15 protein-coding genes and 1 tRNA gene are annotated in these 20,714 nt (G+C 42.8%); 5 read left to right on the top strand and 11 right to left on the bottom strand.

What is annotated here, in order from left to right:
• Positions 1 to 136: 136 nt before the first annotated feature.
• Positions 137 to 210, bottom strand: a tRNA-Pro gene (locus Q8M62_RS04180).
• A 333-nt stretch (positions 211 to 543) separates the two neighbouring features.
• On the opposite strand from Q8M62_RS04180, the gene Q8M62_RS04175 reads away from it, so the two are divergent.
• The 3 genes from Q8M62_RS04175 to moaCB are packed head-to-tail and all read left to right on the top strand — an operon-like array spanning position 544 to position 2,854.
• Positions 544 to 1,110 carry a molybdenum cofactor guanylyltransferase gene (locus Q8M62_RS04175; protein WP_304899063.1) on the top strand — a complete coding sequence of 189 codons (567 nt, stop codon included), beginning with the start codon at positions 544 to 546 and terminating at the stop codon, positions 1,108 to 1,110.
• An 11-nt stretch (positions 1,111 to 1,121) separates the two neighbouring features.
• A complete protein-coding gene (cobA, locus tag Q8M62_RS04170) occupies positions 1,122 to 1,928 on the top strand; it encodes a uroporphyrinogen-III C-methyltransferase (RefSeq protein ID WP_304899062.1) in 807 nt (268 codons plus the stop codon).
• Between the two features lie 26 nt (positions 1,929 to 1,954).
• Positions 1,955 to 2,854: a bifunctional molybdenum cofactor biosynthesis protein MoaC/MoaB gene (gene moaCB / locus Q8M62_RS04165; protein ID WP_304899061.1), complete on the top strand. Its 900-nt coding sequence runs from the start codon at positions 1,955 to 1,957 to the stop codon at positions 2,852 to 2,854.
• A gap of 32 nt (positions 2,855 to 2,886) precedes the next feature.
• Here moaCB and Q8M62_RS04160 read toward each other — a convergent pair whose 3' ends face one another.
• The 10 genes from Q8M62_RS04160 to Q8M62_RS04115 form a co-directional block, all read right to left on the bottom strand.
• Positions 2,887 to 4,164 carry an alginate export family protein gene (locus Q8M62_RS04160; protein WP_304899060.1) on the bottom strand — a complete coding sequence of 426 codons (1,278 nt, stop codon included), beginning with the start codon at positions 4,162 to 4,164 and terminating at the stop codon, positions 2,887 to 2,889.
• Between the two features lie 79 nt (positions 4,165 to 4,243).
• On the bottom strand, positions 4,244 to 5,686 hold the full coding sequence (locus Q8M62_RS04155; protein WP_304899059.1) for a rubredoxin: 1,443 nt from the start codon (positions 5,684 to 5,686) through the stop codon (positions 4,244 to 4,246).
• Positions 5,683 to 9,207, bottom strand: coding sequence for a nitrate reductase (locus Q8M62_RS04150; protein WP_304899058.1), 3,525 nt, complete (start codon positions 9,205 to 9,207; stop codon positions 5,683 to 5,685). Before Q8M62_RS04150 ends, Q8M62_RS04155 begins: the two co-directional genes overlap by 4 nt.
• 95 nt (positions 9,208 to 9,302) lie before the next feature.
• Positions 9,303 to 10,727, bottom strand: coding sequence for an MFS transporter (locus Q8M62_RS04145; protein WP_304899057.1), 1,425 nt, complete (start codon positions 10,725 to 10,727; stop codon positions 9,303 to 9,305).
• A gap of 144 nt (positions 10,728 to 10,871) precedes the next feature.
• Positions 10,872 to 11,534 (bottom strand): response regulator transcription factor, encoded by a 663-nt coding sequence (locus Q8M62_RS04140; RefSeq protein ID WP_304899056.1) that lies wholly within the window; start codon positions 11,532 to 11,534, stop codon positions 10,872 to 10,874.
• A gap of 266 nt (positions 11,535 to 11,800) precedes the next feature.
• Complete coding sequence (locus Q8M62_RS04135; RefSeq protein ID WP_304899055.1) at positions 11,801 to 13,606, bottom strand: ATP-binding protein; 1,806 nt, start codon at positions 13,604 to 13,606, stop codon at positions 11,801 to 11,803.
• Positions 13,599 to 14,189 (bottom strand): DUF4202 domain-containing protein, encoded by a 591-nt coding sequence (locus Q8M62_RS04130; RefSeq protein ID WP_304899054.1) that lies wholly within the window; start codon positions 14,187 to 14,189, stop codon positions 13,599 to 13,601. The genes Q8M62_RS04135 and Q8M62_RS04130 overlap by 8 nt, the downstream gene beginning before the upstream one ends.
• A gap of 9 nt (positions 14,190 to 14,198) precedes the next feature.
• On the bottom strand, positions 14,199 to 14,576 hold the full coding sequence (gene nirD, locus Q8M62_RS04125) for a nitrite reductase small subunit NirD (RefSeq protein WP_304899053.1): 378 nt from the start codon (positions 14,574 to 14,576) through the stop codon (positions 14,199 to 14,201).
• Positions 14,577 to 14,594: 18 nt separating this feature from the next.
• Positions 14,595 to 17,105 (bottom strand): nitrite reductase large subunit NirB, encoded by a 2,511-nt coding sequence (gene nirB / locus Q8M62_RS04120; RefSeq protein WP_304899052.1) that lies wholly within the window; start codon positions 17,103 to 17,105, stop codon positions 14,595 to 14,597.
• A gap of 151 nt (positions 17,106 to 17,256) precedes the next feature.
• Complete coding sequence (locus Q8M62_RS04115) at positions 17,257 to 18,180, bottom strand: LysR family transcriptional regulator (protein WP_304899051.1); 924 nt, start codon at positions 18,178 to 18,180, stop codon at positions 17,257 to 17,259.
• A 92-nt stretch (positions 18,181 to 18,272) separates the two neighbouring features.
• Here Q8M62_RS04115 and Q8M62_RS04110 point away from each other — a divergent pair, with 92 nt between their 5' ends.
• Together Q8M62_RS04110 and Q8M62_RS04105 are read left to right on the top strand one after the other, a co-directional pair.
• Complete coding sequence (locus Q8M62_RS04110) at positions 18,273 to 19,709, top strand: NADP-dependent isocitrate dehydrogenase (RefSeq protein WP_304899050.1); 1,437 nt, start codon at positions 18,273 to 18,275, stop codon at positions 19,707 to 19,709.
• A 153-nt stretch (positions 19,710 to 19,862) separates the two neighbouring features.
• The gene (locus tag Q8M62_RS04105) at positions 19,863 to 20,144 is read left to right on the top strand and encodes a hypothetical protein (RefSeq protein ID WP_304899049.1); all 282 of its coding nucleotides are present in this window, start codon (positions 19,863 to 19,865) and stop codon (positions 20,142 to 20,144) included.
• Positions 20,145 to 20,714 lie beyond the last annotated feature (570 nt).

Genomic DNA, 20,714 nt, shown 5'->3' with positions numbered 1-20,714 from the left:
ACCTAGGACCTTCCCGATCTGCATCGGGACGCGATACCGGGCTACGCCACAGCCCTCAGATTAAGCAAAAGGATGGGAAGGAAAAAAAGCATAAAAAAAGCCTCTGGATTTTCATCCAAAGGCTATTGAAATTAAGTCGGGGTGGCAGGATTCGAACCTACGACCTCCACATCCCAAATGTGGCGCGATACCGGGCTACGCTACACCCCGAAGACTTTAATTTTACTTTATTTTTCAATCAGCACTTTTGCCAATTGAGGGATTCGAACCTGAGACCTTCCCGATCGCAATCGGGACGCGATATCGGGCTACGCTATACTCTGCTTTCTGTCAATTTTTGGCTTTCTAGGTCCTTTTTTTAACGGCATGCAAACATACGGATTAAAATCTTTGCTCAAAGCAGAGGTTTGAAAAAAGATGTTTTTTTTTCAAAACCCGACGATTTTGGTCAGATGGCTTTTTTTCTCATTTTTTGAAAAAATACGTAGAATATAAGTATAAATACGTATTAATATTTATATTTATTCTCAATTTAAGTAATCTATGGACCCAAATCTGTCGGCCTATATTCTTTGTGGAGGAAAAAGCTCCCGAATGAAAACTGAAAAAGGACTTGTCCAATTTCAGGAAAAAAGCTTTGTTCAATGGATTCTTGAAGCGCTTTATCCCTTGGTTCTATGCCCTGTTTTGGTTACCAAAAATCCAGCTTATGAATCATTCCAATTGGATATGATTTCTGATAGGATCGAAGGCAAGGGGCCCTTGGGAGGAATTTATTCAGCGTTGACACATTCCTCCACCGATTTAGTACTTATTCTAAGTTGTGATATCCCGAAAATCAGCACCGATGTTCTTGCCTTTTTGCTTCGATATTCCACTAGAAATCCTGACAAAATCACCTTTCTCTCAGATGGAGCGAATGATTATCCATTGATTGGAGTTTATCCCAAAAAATGTTTAAAAGCTGTCGAAAATTCAGTTTTAAGAAATGAATTGAGACTTCGACAGTTTGTGGAAAGCCAAGCTCATCAGCGGATTTTGCTGAGCCCCAGTCATATTCAATCGGTTCAGAATATTAATACCAAAGACCAGTTACTCAGCCTATCTTAAACCTGATTACTATGAAAATCTCACCAAAAAAAACTCCTCATCTCACGCTGATCGGAGCAGGGCCGGGGGATCCCGAATTGCTCACGCTAAAGGCAGTCAAAGCCTTGCAGCAAGCTGAAGTAGTGCTTTACGATGCCTTGGTCAATGAGGATATACTTGACTTGGCCGAAAATGCGGTCAAAGTTTCGGTTGGAAAGCGAAAAGGATCCCATTCTTTCACTCAAGACGAAATCAACCAATTGATCGTCACCTATGCCTATGAATTTGGTTCTGTAGTTCGGCTAAAAGGGGGAGACCCTTTTGTGTTTGGCAGGGGAAAAGAGGAGGAAGTATTTGCCGGAAAGCATGGAGTTGAAACAACGGTAATTCCAGGGATTTCATCCTGTGTTGCCGTGCCTGCCTCGATTGGGATCCCGGTTACTTTTAGGGGGATTTCCGAAAGCTTTTGGGTGATAACAGGCACCAACAGCTCGCATGAATTGTCGGGCGATATAGCTCTGGCAGCTCAGTCTTCAGCTACAGTAATAATCTTGATGGGATTGTCGAAAATTGAGGAAATCACCAAGATTTATAAGGACTTAGGGAGATCAGATTTACCCATAGCAATCATTCAGAATGGTACCCGAAACGATCAGCGAGAAGTGATTGGCACGATTAAGTCGATCGTTAAACTTTCTGAAGAAGAAGCAATCAAAGGTCCGTCCGTTTTGGTAATCGGAGAGGTGGTGAATTTTGCCGGGGTAAAAAAAATAACGGAGGAGATTTTTGCTTGCGAGGATGAATTTATTTTCCAGAATCTTGGAGCTTTTCCATTTTAAAAGAGTATAAAGACAATTTTTGTTCAATGGTAGATATCACTCCAAACCTTTTCTCTCTTAAGGAGGCATCAGCAAAAGCGATCGTTCAAGTCAGCAATCCCGAGACGATTTCAGCGGTGGTTGAAAATCGAGTTCCAAAAGGAAACGTCTTCGAAATGGCCAAAGTAGCCGGACTTTTTGCAGTAAAAAGCACAGCTCAAATTCTTCCTAATTCGCATCCCAAACCCATCGAATTCACCGGAATTGAGTATCAGATTCAAGATTTGGAAATTCATATCCTGGTCAAAGTAAAATCCGTATGCAAGTCAGATCTTGAAATGGAAGCTCTCCATGGAGCCACAATAGTGGCTTTGACCATATATGATATGCTTAAACCGATCGATAAAGGGATCAGCATCCTGAAAATTCAATCCGAAGAAAGGACTCAAAAGATTTCGAATGTCGGAAATCAAAAAGCAATCACTACAGCTCTTGTAGTATGCTCTAATGCGATTTATAATGGCTTCAAACCGGATTCGGCCGGGCAGGAAATTTTATCAATTCTGAAGGCTCAAAACATTCATCCAAACTCCTACGAGATTATCCCGGATGATTTGCAGCAGATCCGGGAAAAAGCAAAAAGTCTATCCGCCCTAAATCAGCTGGTGATATTCTGCGGTGGAAGCGGACTTTCAAAAACTGATATCACTCCCGAGGCTTTGGAGTCATTGCTCGAAAGGAGAATTCCTGGAATTGAAGAAGCGATGCGTAGCTATGGGCAAATCAGGACGCCATATGCCATGTTTTCAAGAAGTTTAGCTGGTATGATCGGAGATTGCCTTGTAATGGCTTTACCAGGATCGACAAGGGGAGCCAAGGAATCAGTAGAGGCTATTTTCCCTGCCATACTTCATGTAATCAAAAGCATGAAAGTTCCCAATGAATAATACCTCAAGTGATTTTTGGAAGGAAAGAGGTTTTATTCCTCTTTCCAGATGTGCTTGAACAGATTTGGAGTCACAATCAGCTGAATCCAAGCCCAGTTTTGAGTTTTTGCAGGCTGAATTCCACCTTTGACACTTGCCATGCTTTCAGTCTCAAAAAATTGGGAGTAGCCAGCGTTTAGTTTGATGTTTTTTGCTAAAGTTCTGGAGTAAACCAAATCCAGTTCAGAACCTAGATATCCATTTTGATTGTCCTTTAATTGAGCATTTGAGGTGAAAAAGTGCAGATGAGCTGCAATAGTTGAATTCTCCCCGCTTGGGATCAGGATATTGGCATAAAAGTCATTCAGCCCAACACTATTCGCATGATTTCCTACATAGAAAAGATCCATTAAGCCATTGAATTTATGGTTTGTGCCATACAACGGAAAGAAGGAGTTGGACTTGGATTCCAAGATCTGGTCTGAGCCGCTAAGTGCCTCGTAGCCTAATCCTAAGGCCACTTTTCCAGGCTTGTATTTGGCTTCAAGCATGTATTGGTAAGCGAATAAATCTGTGTTTGGTGTGGATTTCCCTGTTTGAAAGTAAGCCGAACCGGTCAGGGTGATTGCTGCCAAGGGGAAAGTGAAATAGGTTCCGGTAGTTTGCCGATAATAAACACCATCAGGAAGTGATGTTTCCTCTTGTGTGAACCTTTGAAAACCATTGTTCATAAAAAGAAAACTTACCGATGCTTTATTCCATGACTTATTGGCATGGAGTAGCTGCATTACTTTATAGGAATAGAATCCATTAATGGTGTAAGCAGATCCCTGGTTTTTCTGGTTTTCCTGATTGAATGCTAAAGCTAAATCAGTTTTGAAGCCATTTTTGGAAAAAGTAAACATCGCAGCATCATGAAATCTACCCTGCATCACCCAATCCACTTCCCCCAATATTCGCTGATCGTCGTACGATAACGTCTGTCTGCCGAGTTTCATGGACCAATTTTCTGTAAAAGCATAGCTCAACCAAGCCTGGAAAAGTCCTAAAGAATTATTTTCATCGCTGATGGCAAGTTGACGGGTGTCACCCCATGTGCTTACATCCTGTACACTGAAATATACTTTCAGTTTACTGTCTTGGAAGGAGAAATTGAGCCGGGATCGCTGCGTGACAAAAGCTGCTGGTTTACCTCCTTCAGGTAGGAGGCTACCAAAACCATGACGGTATTCAAATCTGGGGCGCATATCAGCGTCTAAGGAAACTGATTGTGCTTGGGAATTGGAAATCAGAATGATCCCAAGTGCTAGGGTGTAGAATAGTTTTTTCATAAAAGGTAAAATAGGTTGAATAAAAATAAGTAAAAATACTTATATATTTTAAAAAATACTTAAAAAAATACGTATAATATTATTCCTCCCGTCTGAGAAATTTCTTTTTCAAAAAGCTGCTTTTTGGTGCTTCGCAAAGCGGGCAGTGGTAGGTTTCCGAAAGGTTTCTGAAAGGAGTCTCCGGAATAATTCCCTGGCTCAAATCTCCAAACTCAGAATCATAGACCGTCAGGCATTCCTGACATTGATACACCTCCCGACTGGTAGGGTCTTTTGGGTTGTTGGGTTTTTCAGGCTTCTTATTTTCCTGTCCCAACTGTTCAAAATAAATTTTACTCAATTCAATGAGTAATTCCGGCAGATCCGTTTTATCCACTTCTTGCACGTAAACCAAATATTCCTGCGTATTGGGGTCGAAGTTTTTGGCAAACAAGAGATTGTAGGTACTTCGGATTTTCACACTTTCCAACTGAATTGGAGGTTCGTTTTTTTCAATAATTATCGAAGTGAAATAATAGGCTTTTCTGGTGTAATCCGTAATTCCAAAAGTCAATCCATAGGTACTGATGTCATGCTTGTCGAAGTAGGAAACGAGGTATTTTTTCAGTTTTAATGCCGACTTGTTACTGACAGGTAAGTGCCAGTTTAACTCCAGCATAGAGTGGCGGACATTGATTCCGTATTTTCCCAGTAGCTTTTCCCATTCCAACTTGTATTGCTCGGCAATTCCTTTGATGATAAGGGATTTCCAGGGGGTGATAGAGATTTTTCCAATCCGACATTCTGAACACAGGTCACAGAGTGCCTTTAGAAATTCGATGTAGTATCTATTATTTCTCCAATATAATCCCAGCCAATAGCTGTCTGAACCCACTCGATTGATCCCTTCATAGTAAGGGAAAGGGTAGAAGGGGACCTCCAGTAGCTTGTCCACTGTGCGACTGTTGAGGTCTAGCGCATCATTGACCAGCTCAAAAAGGAAGTCCACCGTCTCCGGCTCTTCCTGCAAAATGTCCTCGATTGCTGCTGCAACTTTTGCCAAATCCCAACTGTAAATCAGTGCCGGGTACATCCGATTGCTTTCCCATTCAGGAAGTCTGACAAATAAGTACCAATAATCTTCATGCTCGGAGGCGATGAAATTCAGGTGTCCGGTGAATAGAGGAACAAGGCGTTGTTTGGGGTCTGTGATGTTGATTTTAAGGATAGGCAGAATTCGGAATTGCTCCAAGATGTACAGGTAGCGATCACTGGTCAGCCAAGGGGTATTAGGGAAAATGTCCGAGGAAACATAAGATGAAACAATATTTTCTGCGCCTTCTACCTCTGGGGAAATGATCTGAAATTTACCATGGGGCTCAATGGAAAAATCACCTTCTTCTTTTATAAACAAGATGTCTTGCCGAGATCCAAACGATATCGTGTCCAGTCCGGCACTTTCTGCGATTTCCAGAATTTGCTTGAGTTCAGCTGGAGAAAGTACTCCGCCTTTGACGACTACCCGGGTGAATGTACTCTTCATGCCTTAACCTTTGATTGGTTTAATATTTCTCGCACTTCAGTTTTGCAACTTCCACAACCGAGACCCGCGCCAGTTTGGGTGCAGAGGGTTGAGAAATCCGTGCATCCACCAGCAATCGCTTCCAAGATATTCCCTTCACCCACCCGGCTGCAACTGCAAACCAGTTTTCCCAGTATAGATCGGGTTTCCGATGATCCCATCAGTAGTGATTTTCGCTTTTCAGAAAGCTCGATTTTATTCTCAATCAGGCTCTTGAATTCGGCAAATTCACTTTTGTCTCCCATCAAAACCGCCCCGATCAACAAATCATCTTTGACGATGCATTTCTTGTAATACCTCCTGCTCAGATCGGTAAATACTATCTCCTCATAGCCTTCCTCGTTTTCAGGGATGATGATTTCACCGATACTGCATAGCTCCAAATCTTTAAATTTCAGAATATTCATCAGTACAGATCCGCTGTAAGTACTGCTGATGTCGCCAAGGATGAAATTGGAAAGAATGGCTGCCTGCTCCTCGGCAGCTGAGGTGATTCCAAACAGTTGGTTTTCAAACTCCGCAATCTCGCCGATGGCGAAAATGTTGGGAAAATTAGTCTGTAGATGCTTGTTTACCTTGATTCCCCGTCCGCAATTGATGCCGTTTTCTCTGGCAATTTTGATGTTGGGCTGTGTGCCGATGGCATAGACAATGGCATTGGCTTGAATGGTTTTACCACTTTTTAGGGTAATGTTCAGGATTTTTGAATTTTCATCGTCAAAAACTGTACTGACCTCATTGTCGAAATAAATATGAATGCCTCGTTCTTGAACATCCAGGGAAAGCAGTTTACTTGAAACCAAATCCAATTGACGTTCCATCAGGCGGGATGCTCGTTGGACAATGGTGACTTTTACATTCGTATGCTGAAGGGCCGCTGCCAATTCGAGTCCCAAAAGCCCACCACCAACAATGACTACGTGCTGATCCTCAGCGGGTAATTTTGTGGAATCCAGATAGTTTTTGAATTTGTCTGCGTCTTCGCGGCTGCGCATGGTGAAGCGTCCTGGGAGGTCCAGTTGGGCATCTTTTGGGATAAAAGCCCGGCTCCCTGTCGCCAAAATCAATTTGTCATAGGCATGGGCATTCCCTTGAGAATCCCATACCATCTGACGTTCAGGGTCTATTTTTTCTATTGAAAGGCCGGTTTGCAGGTTGATTTTAAGTTTTGCAAGCCCTGTCTCTTTGATTTTTTGAAGCTGCTCCCAAGTGAGTTCTTCAGTCACATACTCAGGAAGCAATACTCGGTTGTAAAAAGGATGCGGTTCCTTGGAGAAGACATGGATGGAGTCGGATTCGTTGTGTTCCCTGAAATTTTGGATAAACCGGAAGGATGCTGCTCCGGCTCCAATAACAATGATTTTTTCTTTTGGCTTCTGGTATTTGGTGACCGAAACGGTGGTGTATTTGAAATCAGGTTCTTTGGATTGCGGATCCACCCGGGTATAGGTCAGGTTATTCGCCCGATTGAGGTCGTTTTCCAGTTGTTTTCCCCAGTGCATGGGCAGAAAGACCACACCATTCCGGATGGATTTGGAAAGTTTCGCCCGAACTCTGACTACCCCGTTTTTACTTTTCACCTCCACCACATCCCCGTCCTTGACCTTGTAGATGTAGCCATCCAGCGAACTGATTTCCAACACAGGATGGGAATAGTGAGTCCGGAGTCGGGCCACCTTGCCTGTTTTGGTCATGGTATGCCACTGATCCCTAATTCTCCCTGTGGTCAAAATGAAAGGGAATTCTTGGCTGATTTTCTCAGAACTATTTTCGATCTGAGCCGGAATGTTGAAAATGGCCTTTTGGCTTGGGGTATAGAATTTTTTGTCTGCAAAAAGTCTGGTTGTGCCCGGATGACGGTATTCAGGAACAGGCCACTGAAGGCTACCCTCGGATTTTAAGCGGTCATAATTGAGGAAAGAAATATCAATATTTGTCCCTTTAGTCATGGCACAATACTCCTCGTAGATTTCTTCGGCATTGGTGAAGTTAAATCCTCTGAAGCCCATCCGCTTGGCAAAATCGCAAAGGATCTCTACATCAGGTCGGGCTTCACCGGGAGGATTGATTCCCTTTGGCAGGTAGGAGATCCGTCGCTCAGAATTGGTCATGGTGCCTTCTTTTTCCAACCAAGTGGCAGCAGGCAAAACCAAATCTGCATAAGCAACTGTATCCGATCGGTGCGAGATGTCCTGAACCACCACAAATTTGGCGTTGGCCAGCGCTTTCTCCACACTATTCAGGTTGGGAAGGCTAACCATGGGATTGGTACATATGATCCAAACTGCTTTCATTTCCCCGCTTGCCAAGGCATCAAACATTTCAGTTGCCGTATACCCAGGAGTAGGGGAGATCTGATCAACTCCCCAAAAGTCCGCCACATCCTGTCGATCTTGCGGGTTTTGGAGGTCTTTGTGGACTGCAAGAAGATTGGCCATGCCACCAACCTCCCTACCGCCCATGGCATTGGGTTGACCGGTAAGAGAGAAAGGTCCATTACCGGGTTTACCGACCCTTCCTGTCACAAGTGAAAGGTTGAGCAGGGAGAAGTTCTTGTCCGTTCCTATTGAACTTTGATTCAGTCCCATGGCCCACATACTGATAAATCCATTGGATGTACCAATCAAGTCAGCCACTTCTTTGATTTCTTCCACACTTATTCCGCAGAGTTTGGCAGACTCTTTCAGGGAGGTTTCCATTACCTGCTTGCGGTAATTTTGGAAGTTTTCGGTGTGATTTTTTACAAAATCAGCATCAATCAATCCCGTCTCGATCAGTCTTCGTCCGATGGCATTGTAGAGAATGATATCCGTGCCGGGGATGAGCTGAAGGTGGATATCTGCAAAATTGGCTGAGTCCGTTTTTCTGGGATCGACTACAATGACTTTGACATTGGGATTCTTTTCCTTGTGTTTTTCTAACCTTCGGAATAGGATAGGGTGATTCCAGGCAGGATTAGCCCCAGCAATCAAAAACACATCAGCCAGCTCAATGTCCTCATACGAAATCGGAACAGAATCTTCTCCAAAAGTCTTTTTGTATGCTACTACCGCCGAGCTCATGCATAGCCGGGAATTAGTGTCGATGTTATTCGTTCCCAAAAAGCCCTTGGTCAGCTTGTTGGCGATGTAATATTCCTCAGTCAAGCATTGGCCGGAAATGTAAAAACCGACGCTGTTGGGCCCGTATTTTCGGATGAGGGATTTAAACACTGCCGCAGCCCTGTCAAGGGCTTCATCCCAGGTGACTCGTTCCCGTGGATGAGAACGACCCCAGCGCATTTCAGGATACAGAATCCGATCCGAAATATCGTTGGCCACGTAGTGGAGATTCATCCCTTTGGAGCAGAGCATTCCGGAATTGACCGGATGATCCGGGTCGCCTTCCACTGTAACCTTGTCCTGCGAGTTTACTCCGGCGATGATTCCGCAGCCCACCCCACAGTAAGAGCAAGTAGTTTTTATTTTTTTTTGGGAATTCACAGCAAAGAATGTTGACCGGATGAGGAAATTCAAGCCACTTCCTCCAGCAGATATGCTTCCAGAGAAAGTGGTATTGTATTATTCAATGACACAATTTAATCCTCAATCCGGATTAATTCAGGAGTAAGTTGTTCCAATTCTGTTTTGGCGACTTTTTCATCCTCCAGGCTGAATCGTATGATTAAGGTAATTATTCCGGAAACAACTATCATCGCACCGATCAGCAGGTAGCCTCCAGAAACTGCTGAAGCTGCTGCTGCTGCCTGAGCTACTTTTGCGGCTTCCTCACCCAAGAGTTCATTTGCCTGGAGAGCCAGCTTCTCCGCTTCGGCGGATCGGTATCTAAGAAAAAGAGCGGTCAAAAATGCCCCGAAATTCCCTCCAGCTCCGACAATGCCCGAGATGGATCCAATGGCCTTTTTGTTAATAAAAGGAACCACGGAAAACGTAGCGCCTTCTGCCATTTGCACGGTTAGGCTGAACCCAATCAATAGCGCAATTCCCAAAATCAAACTTGTAGCCATTGAAAATAATCCCAGCATCAGCCCCTCCGCCACGATGATGGCAGCAAGAAACCATACTCTTCCTTTGAGTCCGTTGGTCTTACCGAATCTATCACCAAACCATCCTCCCAATGTTCTGGCAAAAATATTCATCAGGGCAAAAGACAATACAAGGTTACCTGCTGAGATTCGATTTAAGCCAAAGGTGTTTTGAAGGTAATCATCCATGGTGCCGTAGACGGTCAGTTCGATGCCGAAACAGGCCGCATATACCATAAACAAAACCCAAACACGGTAATCTTTGGCAGCCTCAAAAAAACCTACACTGTCTTTTTTTCCTTTTGGAATCTTTTCACCTCTTGCGATTAAATCAGAGTAATTTCCTGAAGGCGTGTCTTTGGTGAAAAAATAATAAAGGAGACCTGTCAAAAAGCAAACGATCCCGATAATTACCATCGAATACCTCCAGGCATCAGCCTCGGCAATTCCAAATGCAATTACCAGCGCAGCCAGCAGTGGCATGCCCAATCTATTGGCACCTCCGCCCAGATTCCCCCAGCCGGCAGAGGTTGCATTGGCTGTGCCGACCACATTTGGAGCAAACATCAGCGAAGTATGAACCTGTGTGATCACAAAAGAAGCTCCTATAAAACCTGTAAGAAGCCGGCAGATGTAAAACTGCATCGGAGACGTGACCAATCCGCTCATAACCACCGGAATGGAGCCCAAAATCAACAGCCAGGTGTAGCATAGCCTTGGGCCATATTTGTCGCACAGTTTCCCGATAAGTAAGCGGGAAAAAATAGTCCCCGCAACAGCCAATACAACTGAATTCCACTTTTGCTCGGGAGTAAGACCGAGATCTTTGACCACATCAGGCATGAAGGGGATTATGCCAAACCAGGCAAAGAAACAAATGAAAAACGCGAAGGAGGTGATCCAGAATGTCCGGATCGGCACACTGTTAAAATCTCCCAGATTTAAGCGTGTGGCTTTAAGTGTAGCTTGATTCTTCATAGTACTTACTTTTATTTAAAATAAAAGTAAGTAAAAATACTTATATCAAACAATTAATACGTAAAAAAATAAGTGATTAAAATTGAAAAATTTATTCTAAGCCATAAAAAATGGGTTTTTAAAAATATAATACTTAGATGATTCTTAGATCAAGTTCAATTCTTTGGATTTTTGAGTCAGTTCGATTAGATTTTTGACATTCAGTTTTTTCATCAGATTAAAGCGATGTACTTCGGCAGTCCGCTTGCTTATTTTTAGAGCTTCAGCGATTTCGCTATTCCCTTTTCCGTCGAGGATCAATTCGAGGATTTGCTTTTCCCGATTGGTGAGAAAGGAGATTTCCTCAGGTGTACTTAGTGGCTTCTTGGAAGTTTTGGATTTTCCATTGACAAAGTTGTCTATAATAATCTCTGAGATGTCACCTGAAAAATACTTGCCCCCAGCCGCAATAGTATGGAGAGCCTTGAGGAATTCTGCCTTGTTGCTTCCCTTGAGTAAGTAACCGTCTGCTCCTGATTCAATGGATTCCACCACATATTCCTCGGAGTCGTGCATGGACAAGACCAGCTTTTTGACTTTTGGAAAATCCCTTGTCACACACTTGACTACTTCGATCCCATTCATTAATGGCATTCGAATATCGACAATCAGGATATCTGGTTGTTCTTGAGCGATTATTTTTAGGGCTTCTTTTCCGTCAGAAGCTTCTGCTACGACTTTGAAATCTTCTTCATTTTCTAAAAGGGATTTGATTCCGTCACGTACGAGTTCGTGATCATCGGCAAGCACAATTCGGGTCGGGTTCATTGTTTCTAAAGTTATTACGTAGTAAAGTAAAGGGTTTTTACGTAATCCCATCTGGAAAATTTACATTTTCCTTCCTTCGAATGGTTGTTTTGTGAAGTGAGGGAGCCAATAGGTAAGTGGTGAAAAGTAAGCGGTAAGTGGCAACAAAAGCTTCAGCTTTTCTGTGTACTGATAAGAACTCAGTCCTAGTAATCCGGAATGAAGTTTTTGAAATATCACTGTAAAAAAGCCTCATTCTCTGTGGTGAAAAATCCTAGAAGTTGTAATTATTGTAAAGGAATATTCAGCGTGACCTTGGTTCCTTTTTGAGGGGAGGAATTGATGAATAGTCGACCGTTGATGTATTTGATTCGTTCCTGCATAAATGTGAGCCCCATTCCACCGTTTTTGTCAGGTTTTGGTTTGAGCAATTTTTTGTCAAAACCCTTTCCATTGTCATCGATGGTGATGCTCAGGATTTTTTCACTGTGAGAAATGGTCACCAGAATCAGGGTAGATTCTGCGTATTTGATGGCATTGTTGATGGCTTCTTGGGTGATTCGGTAGAGGTTGATTTCTACCAGAGAATCCAATCTTCGGTTGAAGTCGGACTTGTTCATCAGGATGATGTCTTTGCCGGTGAGTTTGCTCAGTTCCTGCGTCAGTTCAGTCAAAGCCGGCACGATTCCGTAATCCTTGAGCTCGGGAGGGGTGAGGTTAAAGGTGGCTGTTCGAACTCCCTTGATGATGTTTGTGGTCAGTTCTTTGAGTTTTTCGAGTTTGAGCTGCGCCTTCTCGCCTTCGCTGAGATCCACACTTTCAAGCAAATACTTCAATCCGGTCAGCATCTGACCTATCCCATCGTGAATGTCTTTGGCGATTCGATTTTGTTCGTTTTCCTGATTTTCAATGATTTGACGACTGATCGCATTTTGTTGTAGCATTTTTTCTTCAAAACTCTCCTTGGTCAGTTGGGCCACTTCCAATTGAGCTTCTTTTCGCTTGGTGATATCCAGACAGATAATGATCAGTTCGGATTTTTCTCCCGAGAAAAAGGGAATCATGGAAAAGTCGAGCCAGAGGTCTTGCCCTCCGGGTGTGGTTGCCTTCAGTTCACCCTGCCAACCTGATTTCTTGTTTTCGGAGATAATACGGTCAATGGTCAGTTGCTCATTTTCCTGTACAGTCAGCACCTCGGAAAACTTTGCATTTTGGTTGAACTTCTGAAACTTGAGCAATTTGGCAAAACGGTCGCCGATATGGGTAATGTGGCCGTCCGGAGAGATTCTGGCAAAAAGCAGAATTTGATCCATTGCCTGGCTCAATGCCCGGAGTTCGCGTACTGATTTTTCCTTGGCCTGGCTTAGGAAATCTGCGTCTTGGGCCATTTTTATTGCTTTTTTCTCCGTCTCCATCAGTTCATGGATGCTGGCTCGCATTGCTTTTGCCGAGGGCCAAAAGATGATAAAAAACTCTGCTACTAAGATCAGCAGGGTAAATAGGGTAATGATGAGCTCGAGGCGCTTAAGACTTTCGACTTTTTCCTTGGCCTCAAAGTCATAGCGATTTACGATTTCTTCCATTTTGGAAAGAAATTTCTTCGAACTGTCTAAGATTTTGGCCACTGGAAGATTGAGATGCAGCGAGTCAGAATTGGCTCTCGAAAGCTGAATCAGGGAATTGGTGTTGATGACGATTGTATCGAACGAAGCTTGAATTCCTTCAAACATTTTCATGATTTCCGGGCTGTTTCCCGGGTTAAGTCCCAGCTTTTTATCTCCAAACTGAAGTGCCAGATGAGCTGTTTCCCAAGCTGTTTTTGTTGCCAAAAGTGTGTCTTCCATTGCCTTTCGCTCAAAGTCAGCTGGGCTAAGGGATAGAATTAAGGCTTCTTTGCTGAGTTTTTGGCTAAGCATCCGCTGACGGCCTGCAACATTGACTAAGCGGCTGTCGTCTTCCTGATCGGCTAAGTACTGCCGGATCAAAATTTGGCTGGTGATCAGGGAAATGGCAATCGCTCCAAGCGCGATGAGATAGAGTCGCTTGAGCCGAGTGAAAGTGTCCTGATCGAGTGAATTGGTCTTCTCAGTCATTGGATTCGAAAAGTGCTTCCTGAATCAGGCGAAGACTTTGGGGTGAAAAATTGAGTTGTAAGGCAGCTTTATGGCCATTGTCGGACATTTTGTTCCAGGTTTTTTTAAGGATATCCTTGATCTTTTCGGATTCGTGCTTCTCGGCAAATTCCTCAAAGTAATATTCCAAAAAGACTAGGCAAACCACATCTTCCAAGATCTGCGTTTCGAAATCGGTTTTGAGTTGCTTTTTACGAATGAGGAATTTGACTTTGGAGATAATCTCTTCCTCATATCCTACCTGTGACAGGATTTCGCTTGCAAGTTCAGCATGGAATTTTTTTAGTTCTTCACGCCAAGTCAGATAGCCGGTGCGATCCATGGGATAGGCTGACCGCTGGATTTTCCACCTGGCAATATGTTGGGCACGGGCGGCAATTTTCAGGTGCTCAGCCGCGTCTGGAGCGAATTCTCCCAGTTTCTTAGTCATTCGATGGGAATAGAGCAATTCTTTGGGAAAGCCTTTGCCTTTCCATGTTTCAAGAGTTGGATCTTCGGCGTTGATTTGATCGATCAACTGGATGGCCTTTTCAAAACGGGTCATTGAAAGTGATTATTCGACAAATCCAATATAGACATTTCCCTCCTCAATTTTGACCGGATAGGTGGCTATGCTGTATTCCTCACCGTTCAGATTTGAGCCATCTTCGAGCGAAAAGGTTTTTTTATGCATGGGACAGGCCAGTTTTGGGATGCCTTCTGCATCTCCAATCAGACCTCTTGACAAGACCATTTCCATTTTATGCGGGCAAAGATTTTGGCAGGCATACCATTTTTGGGTTCGGGTAAAATGATATACTGCAATCTGCCTGGACTTATACTTGATACAGGCTCCGGCATTTTCGGGAAAGTCATGTATAAGTCCCACTTTTACCCAGGAATTTACCTCGGCTGGCTTAACGGTTTGATATAAACTTACGATCTCTTCCATGGTTTCAAGCGTTAAGGATTACCAGGGTCTGGGCATTTTTTGTTCACGAAGCGGCACAAAGACCAATTGGTCATCCGACTCCTCGGTGTTGACAAATGGCTTGAATCTTTTTAGGGTTTCAGGGTTTTCGATTGCCTCTTTCCATTCGCAGGTATATTTTTCAACCAGTCCATCCATTTCTCTTTCAAATTCTTCCGCCATTCCGAGACAGTCATCTACGACTACTTTTTTGAGGTATTCGATTCCACCTTCCAGTTTTTCAAGCCAGGTGGAGGTTCTGATCAGTGGCCCTGCAGTTCGGATGTAATAGATGAGAAAGCGGTCCAGGAATTTAATGCAGGTGTCATCGTCCAGTTGGGAGGCTAGGAGAATGGCGTGCTTCGGATTAGCTCCGCCGTTTCCGCAGACATAGAGGTTCCAGCCTCCTTCAACTGCAATCACACCGAAGTCCTTGCCTCGTGCTTCTGCGCACTCTCGAATGCAGCCTGAGACTCCGCCTTTCAGTTTGTGTGGTGAGCGGAGGCCTTTGTAGCGCTCCTCGATTCGGATCGCAAAGCTTACGCTGTCATGCATTCCAAAGCGGCACCAGGTCGATCCCACGCAGCTTTTGACAGTTCTTAATGACTTGCCATAGGCATGTCCGCTCTCAAATCCGGCATCGATGAGTTCTTTCCATATCATGGGTAATTCATTCAATTGCGCGCCGAAAAGGTCTATTCGTTGTCCTCCGGTGATCTTGGTGTAGAGGTCATATTTTTTAGCAACCTCACCCAGAACGACCAGTTTTTCTGGCGTGATTTCTCCTCCAGGCACTCTTGGAACTACGGAATAGGTGCCGTTTCGCTGGATGTTGGCGAGAAATCTATCGTTGGAATCCTGAATTGCGATTTGCTTGTTGGCAGTTTCCATAAATATGCTGGCGAAAATCGAGGCCATTACCGGCTTACAGACTTCGCAACCATGGCCTTTGCCCAATTGATCGAGCGCATCATCATAACCTGCGATGCGGTTTATTTTGACCAAATCATAAAGCTCCTGCCTTGTGTAGTGGAAGTGCTCGCAAATGGTTTCTTTGACTTCTTTCCCTAATGATTTTAAGGTTTCTTTGACAAGGTCCGCAACCATCGGTTTACAACCGCCGCAACAGGTGGAAGCTTTGGTTTGCTTGATCACTCCTTTAAGGTCTTGACATGTTCCGTTTTGGATGGCATCACAGATGGCACCTTTTGACACGGATTCACAGGAGCAGATTTGGGCAGTAGCCGGCAGATCGAGTACAGATCCCAAAAGACTTTTGGATTCGGTACCCCGCTGTCCGAGGATAAGATCTTCCGCGTTTTCGGGAAGCTTCATTTCGTTGAGATAAAGCTGAAAAAGCGTATTGTAATCCGAGGAATCACCCACAAGTATGCCTCCCAATAGCCTGATGCCATCCTTGCTGATATTGATTCTTTTATAGACTCCCCGCTGTTTGTTTTCATAGCGGATGACTACTGTGTCATCGTTTTCCAAGAATGGATCACCGAAAGATGCCACTTCCGTACCCACCAGTTTCAGTTGGGTGGACATATCGATCGAAGGACTCATGAGTTTGGTTCCGCCCATGATTTGATCCAATGCAACCCCAGCCATTTCATATCCCGGAGCGACTAGGCCGTAGATGTTTTGATTGTAAAGAGCCACTTCGCCAATGGCATATATGCCTGGAACAGAAGTTTCCATTTTATTATTGACCAGGATTCCTCCCCTTGGACCGACTGCAATCCCCGAGCTTTTGGCGACTTCATCCCGTGGCCTGATGCCTGCAGAAATGATAATCATGTCGATCGGCAGCGAGCTGCCGTCAGTGAACGCGATGGCCTCAATTTCACTTTCACCGATTATTTCTTTTGAGTTTTTGCCCAAATGAATTTTCATTCCCAGACTTTCAATCTTGGACTGGAGCAAGTCTGAAGCCGTCTGATCCAATTGTCTTGGCATTAACTTGGGTGCAAACTCGATCACATGCGTAGTCATTCCCAATTCCTTACTGGCATTAGCAGCCTCTAATCCCAAAAGTCCTCCTCCCAAAACGGCAGACTGAAATCGGCCTTTTGACTTGAGTTTATCTGCATAATTCTGAATGGCTTCCAAATCCTCGATAGTGCGGTAGATGAAAATGCCTTCTTTTTCAACTCCTTTGATAGGGGGGATGAAAGGGGAAGACCCGGTCGATAAAACCAGGTAATCGTAGTCAAAGGATTCGTCTTTGTGGCTGAAGACTTTCTTGTTTTCGGTATCTATCCAAGAGATAAGCTCAGAAGTTCTTAGCGTGATGTTATTCTCCTGATACCAGTTGAGCGGTGCCAAAAGCAAGTCATCTGGAGATTCCAGCGAGAAATATTCACTTAGGTGTACGCGGTCATAAGCGGGTCTGACTTCTTCTCCAAAGACAAGAATGTCAAACTGATTTCTGTTGGGGTGGGCGATGAGTTTTTCGCAAAACTTGTATCCCACCATTCCATTTCCGACTAAGATTATCCGTTCCATTGCTACGTATTTTAATTCAAAAGTAAGTAAATATACGTATTTAAAAAATCTAAAATCAAATTTATATTGATTTTTCTAAGTAAAAATCATAGAATACTTAGGCTCTGTGTTTAAGTCTATGTACTCTCTTGGAAACGATCAATTATAATTCTCAATAACGCTCAAACCAATCAAATTTGGCTTTGATGATGTTTTCCTTTTCATTTTTCAAGTAATCCAGAAAAGCTAAGGCAACGGGGGAGTGGTTTTTTCCTTTTAGCCAGATCAGATTCCAAACAGATTTGATTGGGAATTCTTTCACAGGGATGATCTGCAGTTGACCATTTTGTAATTCGTTTTTTATTCCGATCAAAGGCATAATCGAGCATCCCAAACCCGCAATCACCGATTGTTTTACAGCCTCATTGGAGGTGAGTTCCATCTTCTTTTTGACAGGCAGCTTATTTTCGCGAATAAATTTTTCCATAGTCTGCCGGGTTCCGGATCCCGGCTCGCGGTAGATTAAGGGTAGCTCTTCCAAGATGCTTTTGTCATAGATCTTATCATTGAATTGTTGATTGGTATTGCCGATCACGTACAATTTGTTCTGCATCAATTCAGTTTTCTCTATTTGAAGGTTTTCCGGCAACACTGAAACCAAAGAAAAATCAACCTCATTTTTTTCCAAACTCCGAATCACCTTTGATTTATTGGTCACATCCATTACCAATTCAATTCCATCATGTTCTCTTAAAAAATCTGATAAAAAATAAGGCATAACATATTTTCCGGTTGATACGACTGATATTTTGAGTCGTCCAGTCAGCAAGCCTTTATGCGCTAGCGTTTTATAATTTATTTCGTAGATCTGATTTAAAATATTTTCCGCGGTCACAGCTATTTCTCTTCCGAAATCTGTGATGAAAATTTTCCTTCCGATTATTTCAGTTAATGGAATCTCAAACTGATCCTGAAAATTTTTCAATTGAATGGATACCGCAGGTTGAGTGAGGTGTAATTCCTCAGAGGCCTTGGTTACACTTTGTGTCTGTGTGATTTTCAGAAAAATGCGCAGTTGATTTATAGTGTAATTCATAAAATTGATTTATGTGAAATATTGTAAATATAAATGAAAATTTATGACTTCCGAAAACCACTTTTGTGCCATTGTTAATCAACAAGGCAAGAATGAAGAAAATCACCATAGCAAAGGGAGATGGAATTGGTCCTGAAATCATGGATGCAACGCTAGAGATTATTTTGGCTGCAGGGGCCAACATAGCGATTGAGGAAATAGAGGTAGGAGAAAAAGTTTACCTAGCCGGAAATCCATCAGGTATCGCCAAGGAGTCTTGGGACATTATCCGTAAGAATAAAATTTTTCTAAAGGCTCCCATCACCACTCCTCAGGGTGGAGGCTACAAAAGTCTAAATGTCAGTATTCGAAAATTTTTAGGGCTTTATTCCAATGTTCGACCCTGCATGAGTTTGCATCCCTTTGTCAAAACCAAGCACCCTATCATGGACTTGGTGATCGTTCGAGAGAATGAAGAAGATTTATATGCAGGTATCGAACACCAGCAGACAGACGAGGTAGTGCAGTGTTTGAAATTAATCAGCCGGCCGGGAAGTGAAAAAATTGTGCGGTATGCTTTTGAGTTTGCGAGGCAACAAGGAAGAAAAAAAGTAACCTGTTTTACCAAGGATAATATTATGAAACAAACAGATGGCTTGTTTCATAAGGTGTTTGACGAAATCGCCAAAGAGTATCCTGAAATCGAAAACGAACATTGGATTATAGATATTGGTGCTGCTAAAATGGCAGACACTCCTGAACTCTTTGATGTGATCGTAATGCCCAATCTCTATGGGGATGTTTTGTCTGATGTGGCAGCTCAAATTACAGGTTCGGTAGGATTGGCAGGATCAGCAAATATCGGGGAGGTATGTGCAATGTTTGAAGCAATTCATGGTTCAGCTCCTTTGATTGCGGGGCAAAATATTGCCAATCCCTCCGGGTTGTTGAATGGTGCCATCATGATGCTGAATCATATCGGGGAAACCGAGGTAGCTGCAAAAGTGCAGAATGCATGGCTGAAAACCATGGAAGAGGGTATTCATACATTTGATATTTTTAATAATGAAACCAGCAAGCAAAAGGTTAGTACCAAAGAATTTGCAAAAGCAGTAATTGGAAATTTGGGAAAAAGGCCGACACTACTAAAACCTGCCAATCAGAATAACACCTCAGCACTACAATTACCAAAATATAAAAGGAAACCAGCAGCTTTAAAGGAGTTGGTTGGAGTGGATATTTTTGTGCATTGGAATGGGACTGATGCCAATGAACTGGCAAAGCGACTTCAACTTGTGGAAAGCGATGGAATCAAACTAGCCATGATCACCAACCGGGGGATAAAAGTTTGGCCCGATGGCTTCAATGAAACTTTTTGCACTGATCATTGGCGCTGCAGATTCCAACATGAATCAGGAAATAAAATCGAAAAGCAAAATATTATTGACCTCTTGGTAAATGGACTTAAACATAATATAGATACCATTAAAACTGAGAATCTTTATTCTTTTGATGGAAAGCCAGGATACTCATTGGGGCAAGGTCAATAAGTAATGCTGAAACTCATGAATCCTAAACCTGATAAAGCGGGCGAATCGATGGTAAAAAAAGCGGATATACAGAAACTTACCGAATAGGCTGTTTCAACAACTAAAACACGATCTCCAACTTTCAAATTTTCATTATTTTAAAAGTACCAAACTATGAGTAAAGCAAAGAAACTTAAACTGATTGAAGGTGAATTTCCATTCCGGGAAGCCAAAGAAATTTTATTCAACGTATTTTACACTAAGATTAATTTTCATCAAAGAAATAATTTTAGTTACAAAGAGCGATTTGGAAAAGAAGATCCAACGGCAAAAAAAAGGATTCCTGCCTTAAAAAAAGAGCTTGTTAAGTTAGAAAAGATACTAAGCGAGGCCGAAGCAAAGAACAAGAGGCTCATAATAAGCTCAGAAATAACAATAACACTGTCAAATGATTAGTGATTTGACAGTGTGTTAATCAGATCTGAAAATTGATTTTGGTTAATATTTGAATAAATCTTCATTTTTTGGACACTTCACATGCCTAAGCTAGTTTGAGGCTACCTTTATGTGCTGGAATCTGTGGCTTAAATCATCTGACAAAAGTCTGTGTCTTGTCCAAAACTTTCTTTTTATCCATCCCCGTTTGTTTTAACCGGGCACAATTTTTTTTTCGTATTGTAAAACAAAAAGAAAATCATAGGCATTGATTTAACTTGAAAAAGTCAAGCTCCCATGTTTGGATTAAATTCAATCGCCCCATTGGCATTGCTTTTTGAATAGCCATTGGTCAATTAGAATTCAGTGTATTTTTCGGAATTTATGATTTGACAATTAAAGATCAAAAGAGCAAGAAAACTCCACAAAATATTCAAATGAAGGGGGGGCAATTCCAAACCATTTCGGTGTGAATTTCATCAGGCAAATCCGAACAATCCATACTATTTGTCACAACCACTTCTTAAAAGCAGTAAAAGGTTGTGTTAGATATTTTGCAGAAAAGTCGAGATTTGTCAAACTATCTACAAT

This window comes from Algoriphagus sp., from assembly GCF_030694375.1.
Classification (GTDB): domain Bacteria; phylum Bacteroidota; class Bacteroidia; order Cytophagales; family Cyclobacteriaceae; genus Algoriphagus.
This window is presented reverse-complemented; position numbering and strand designations above follow the sequence as displayed.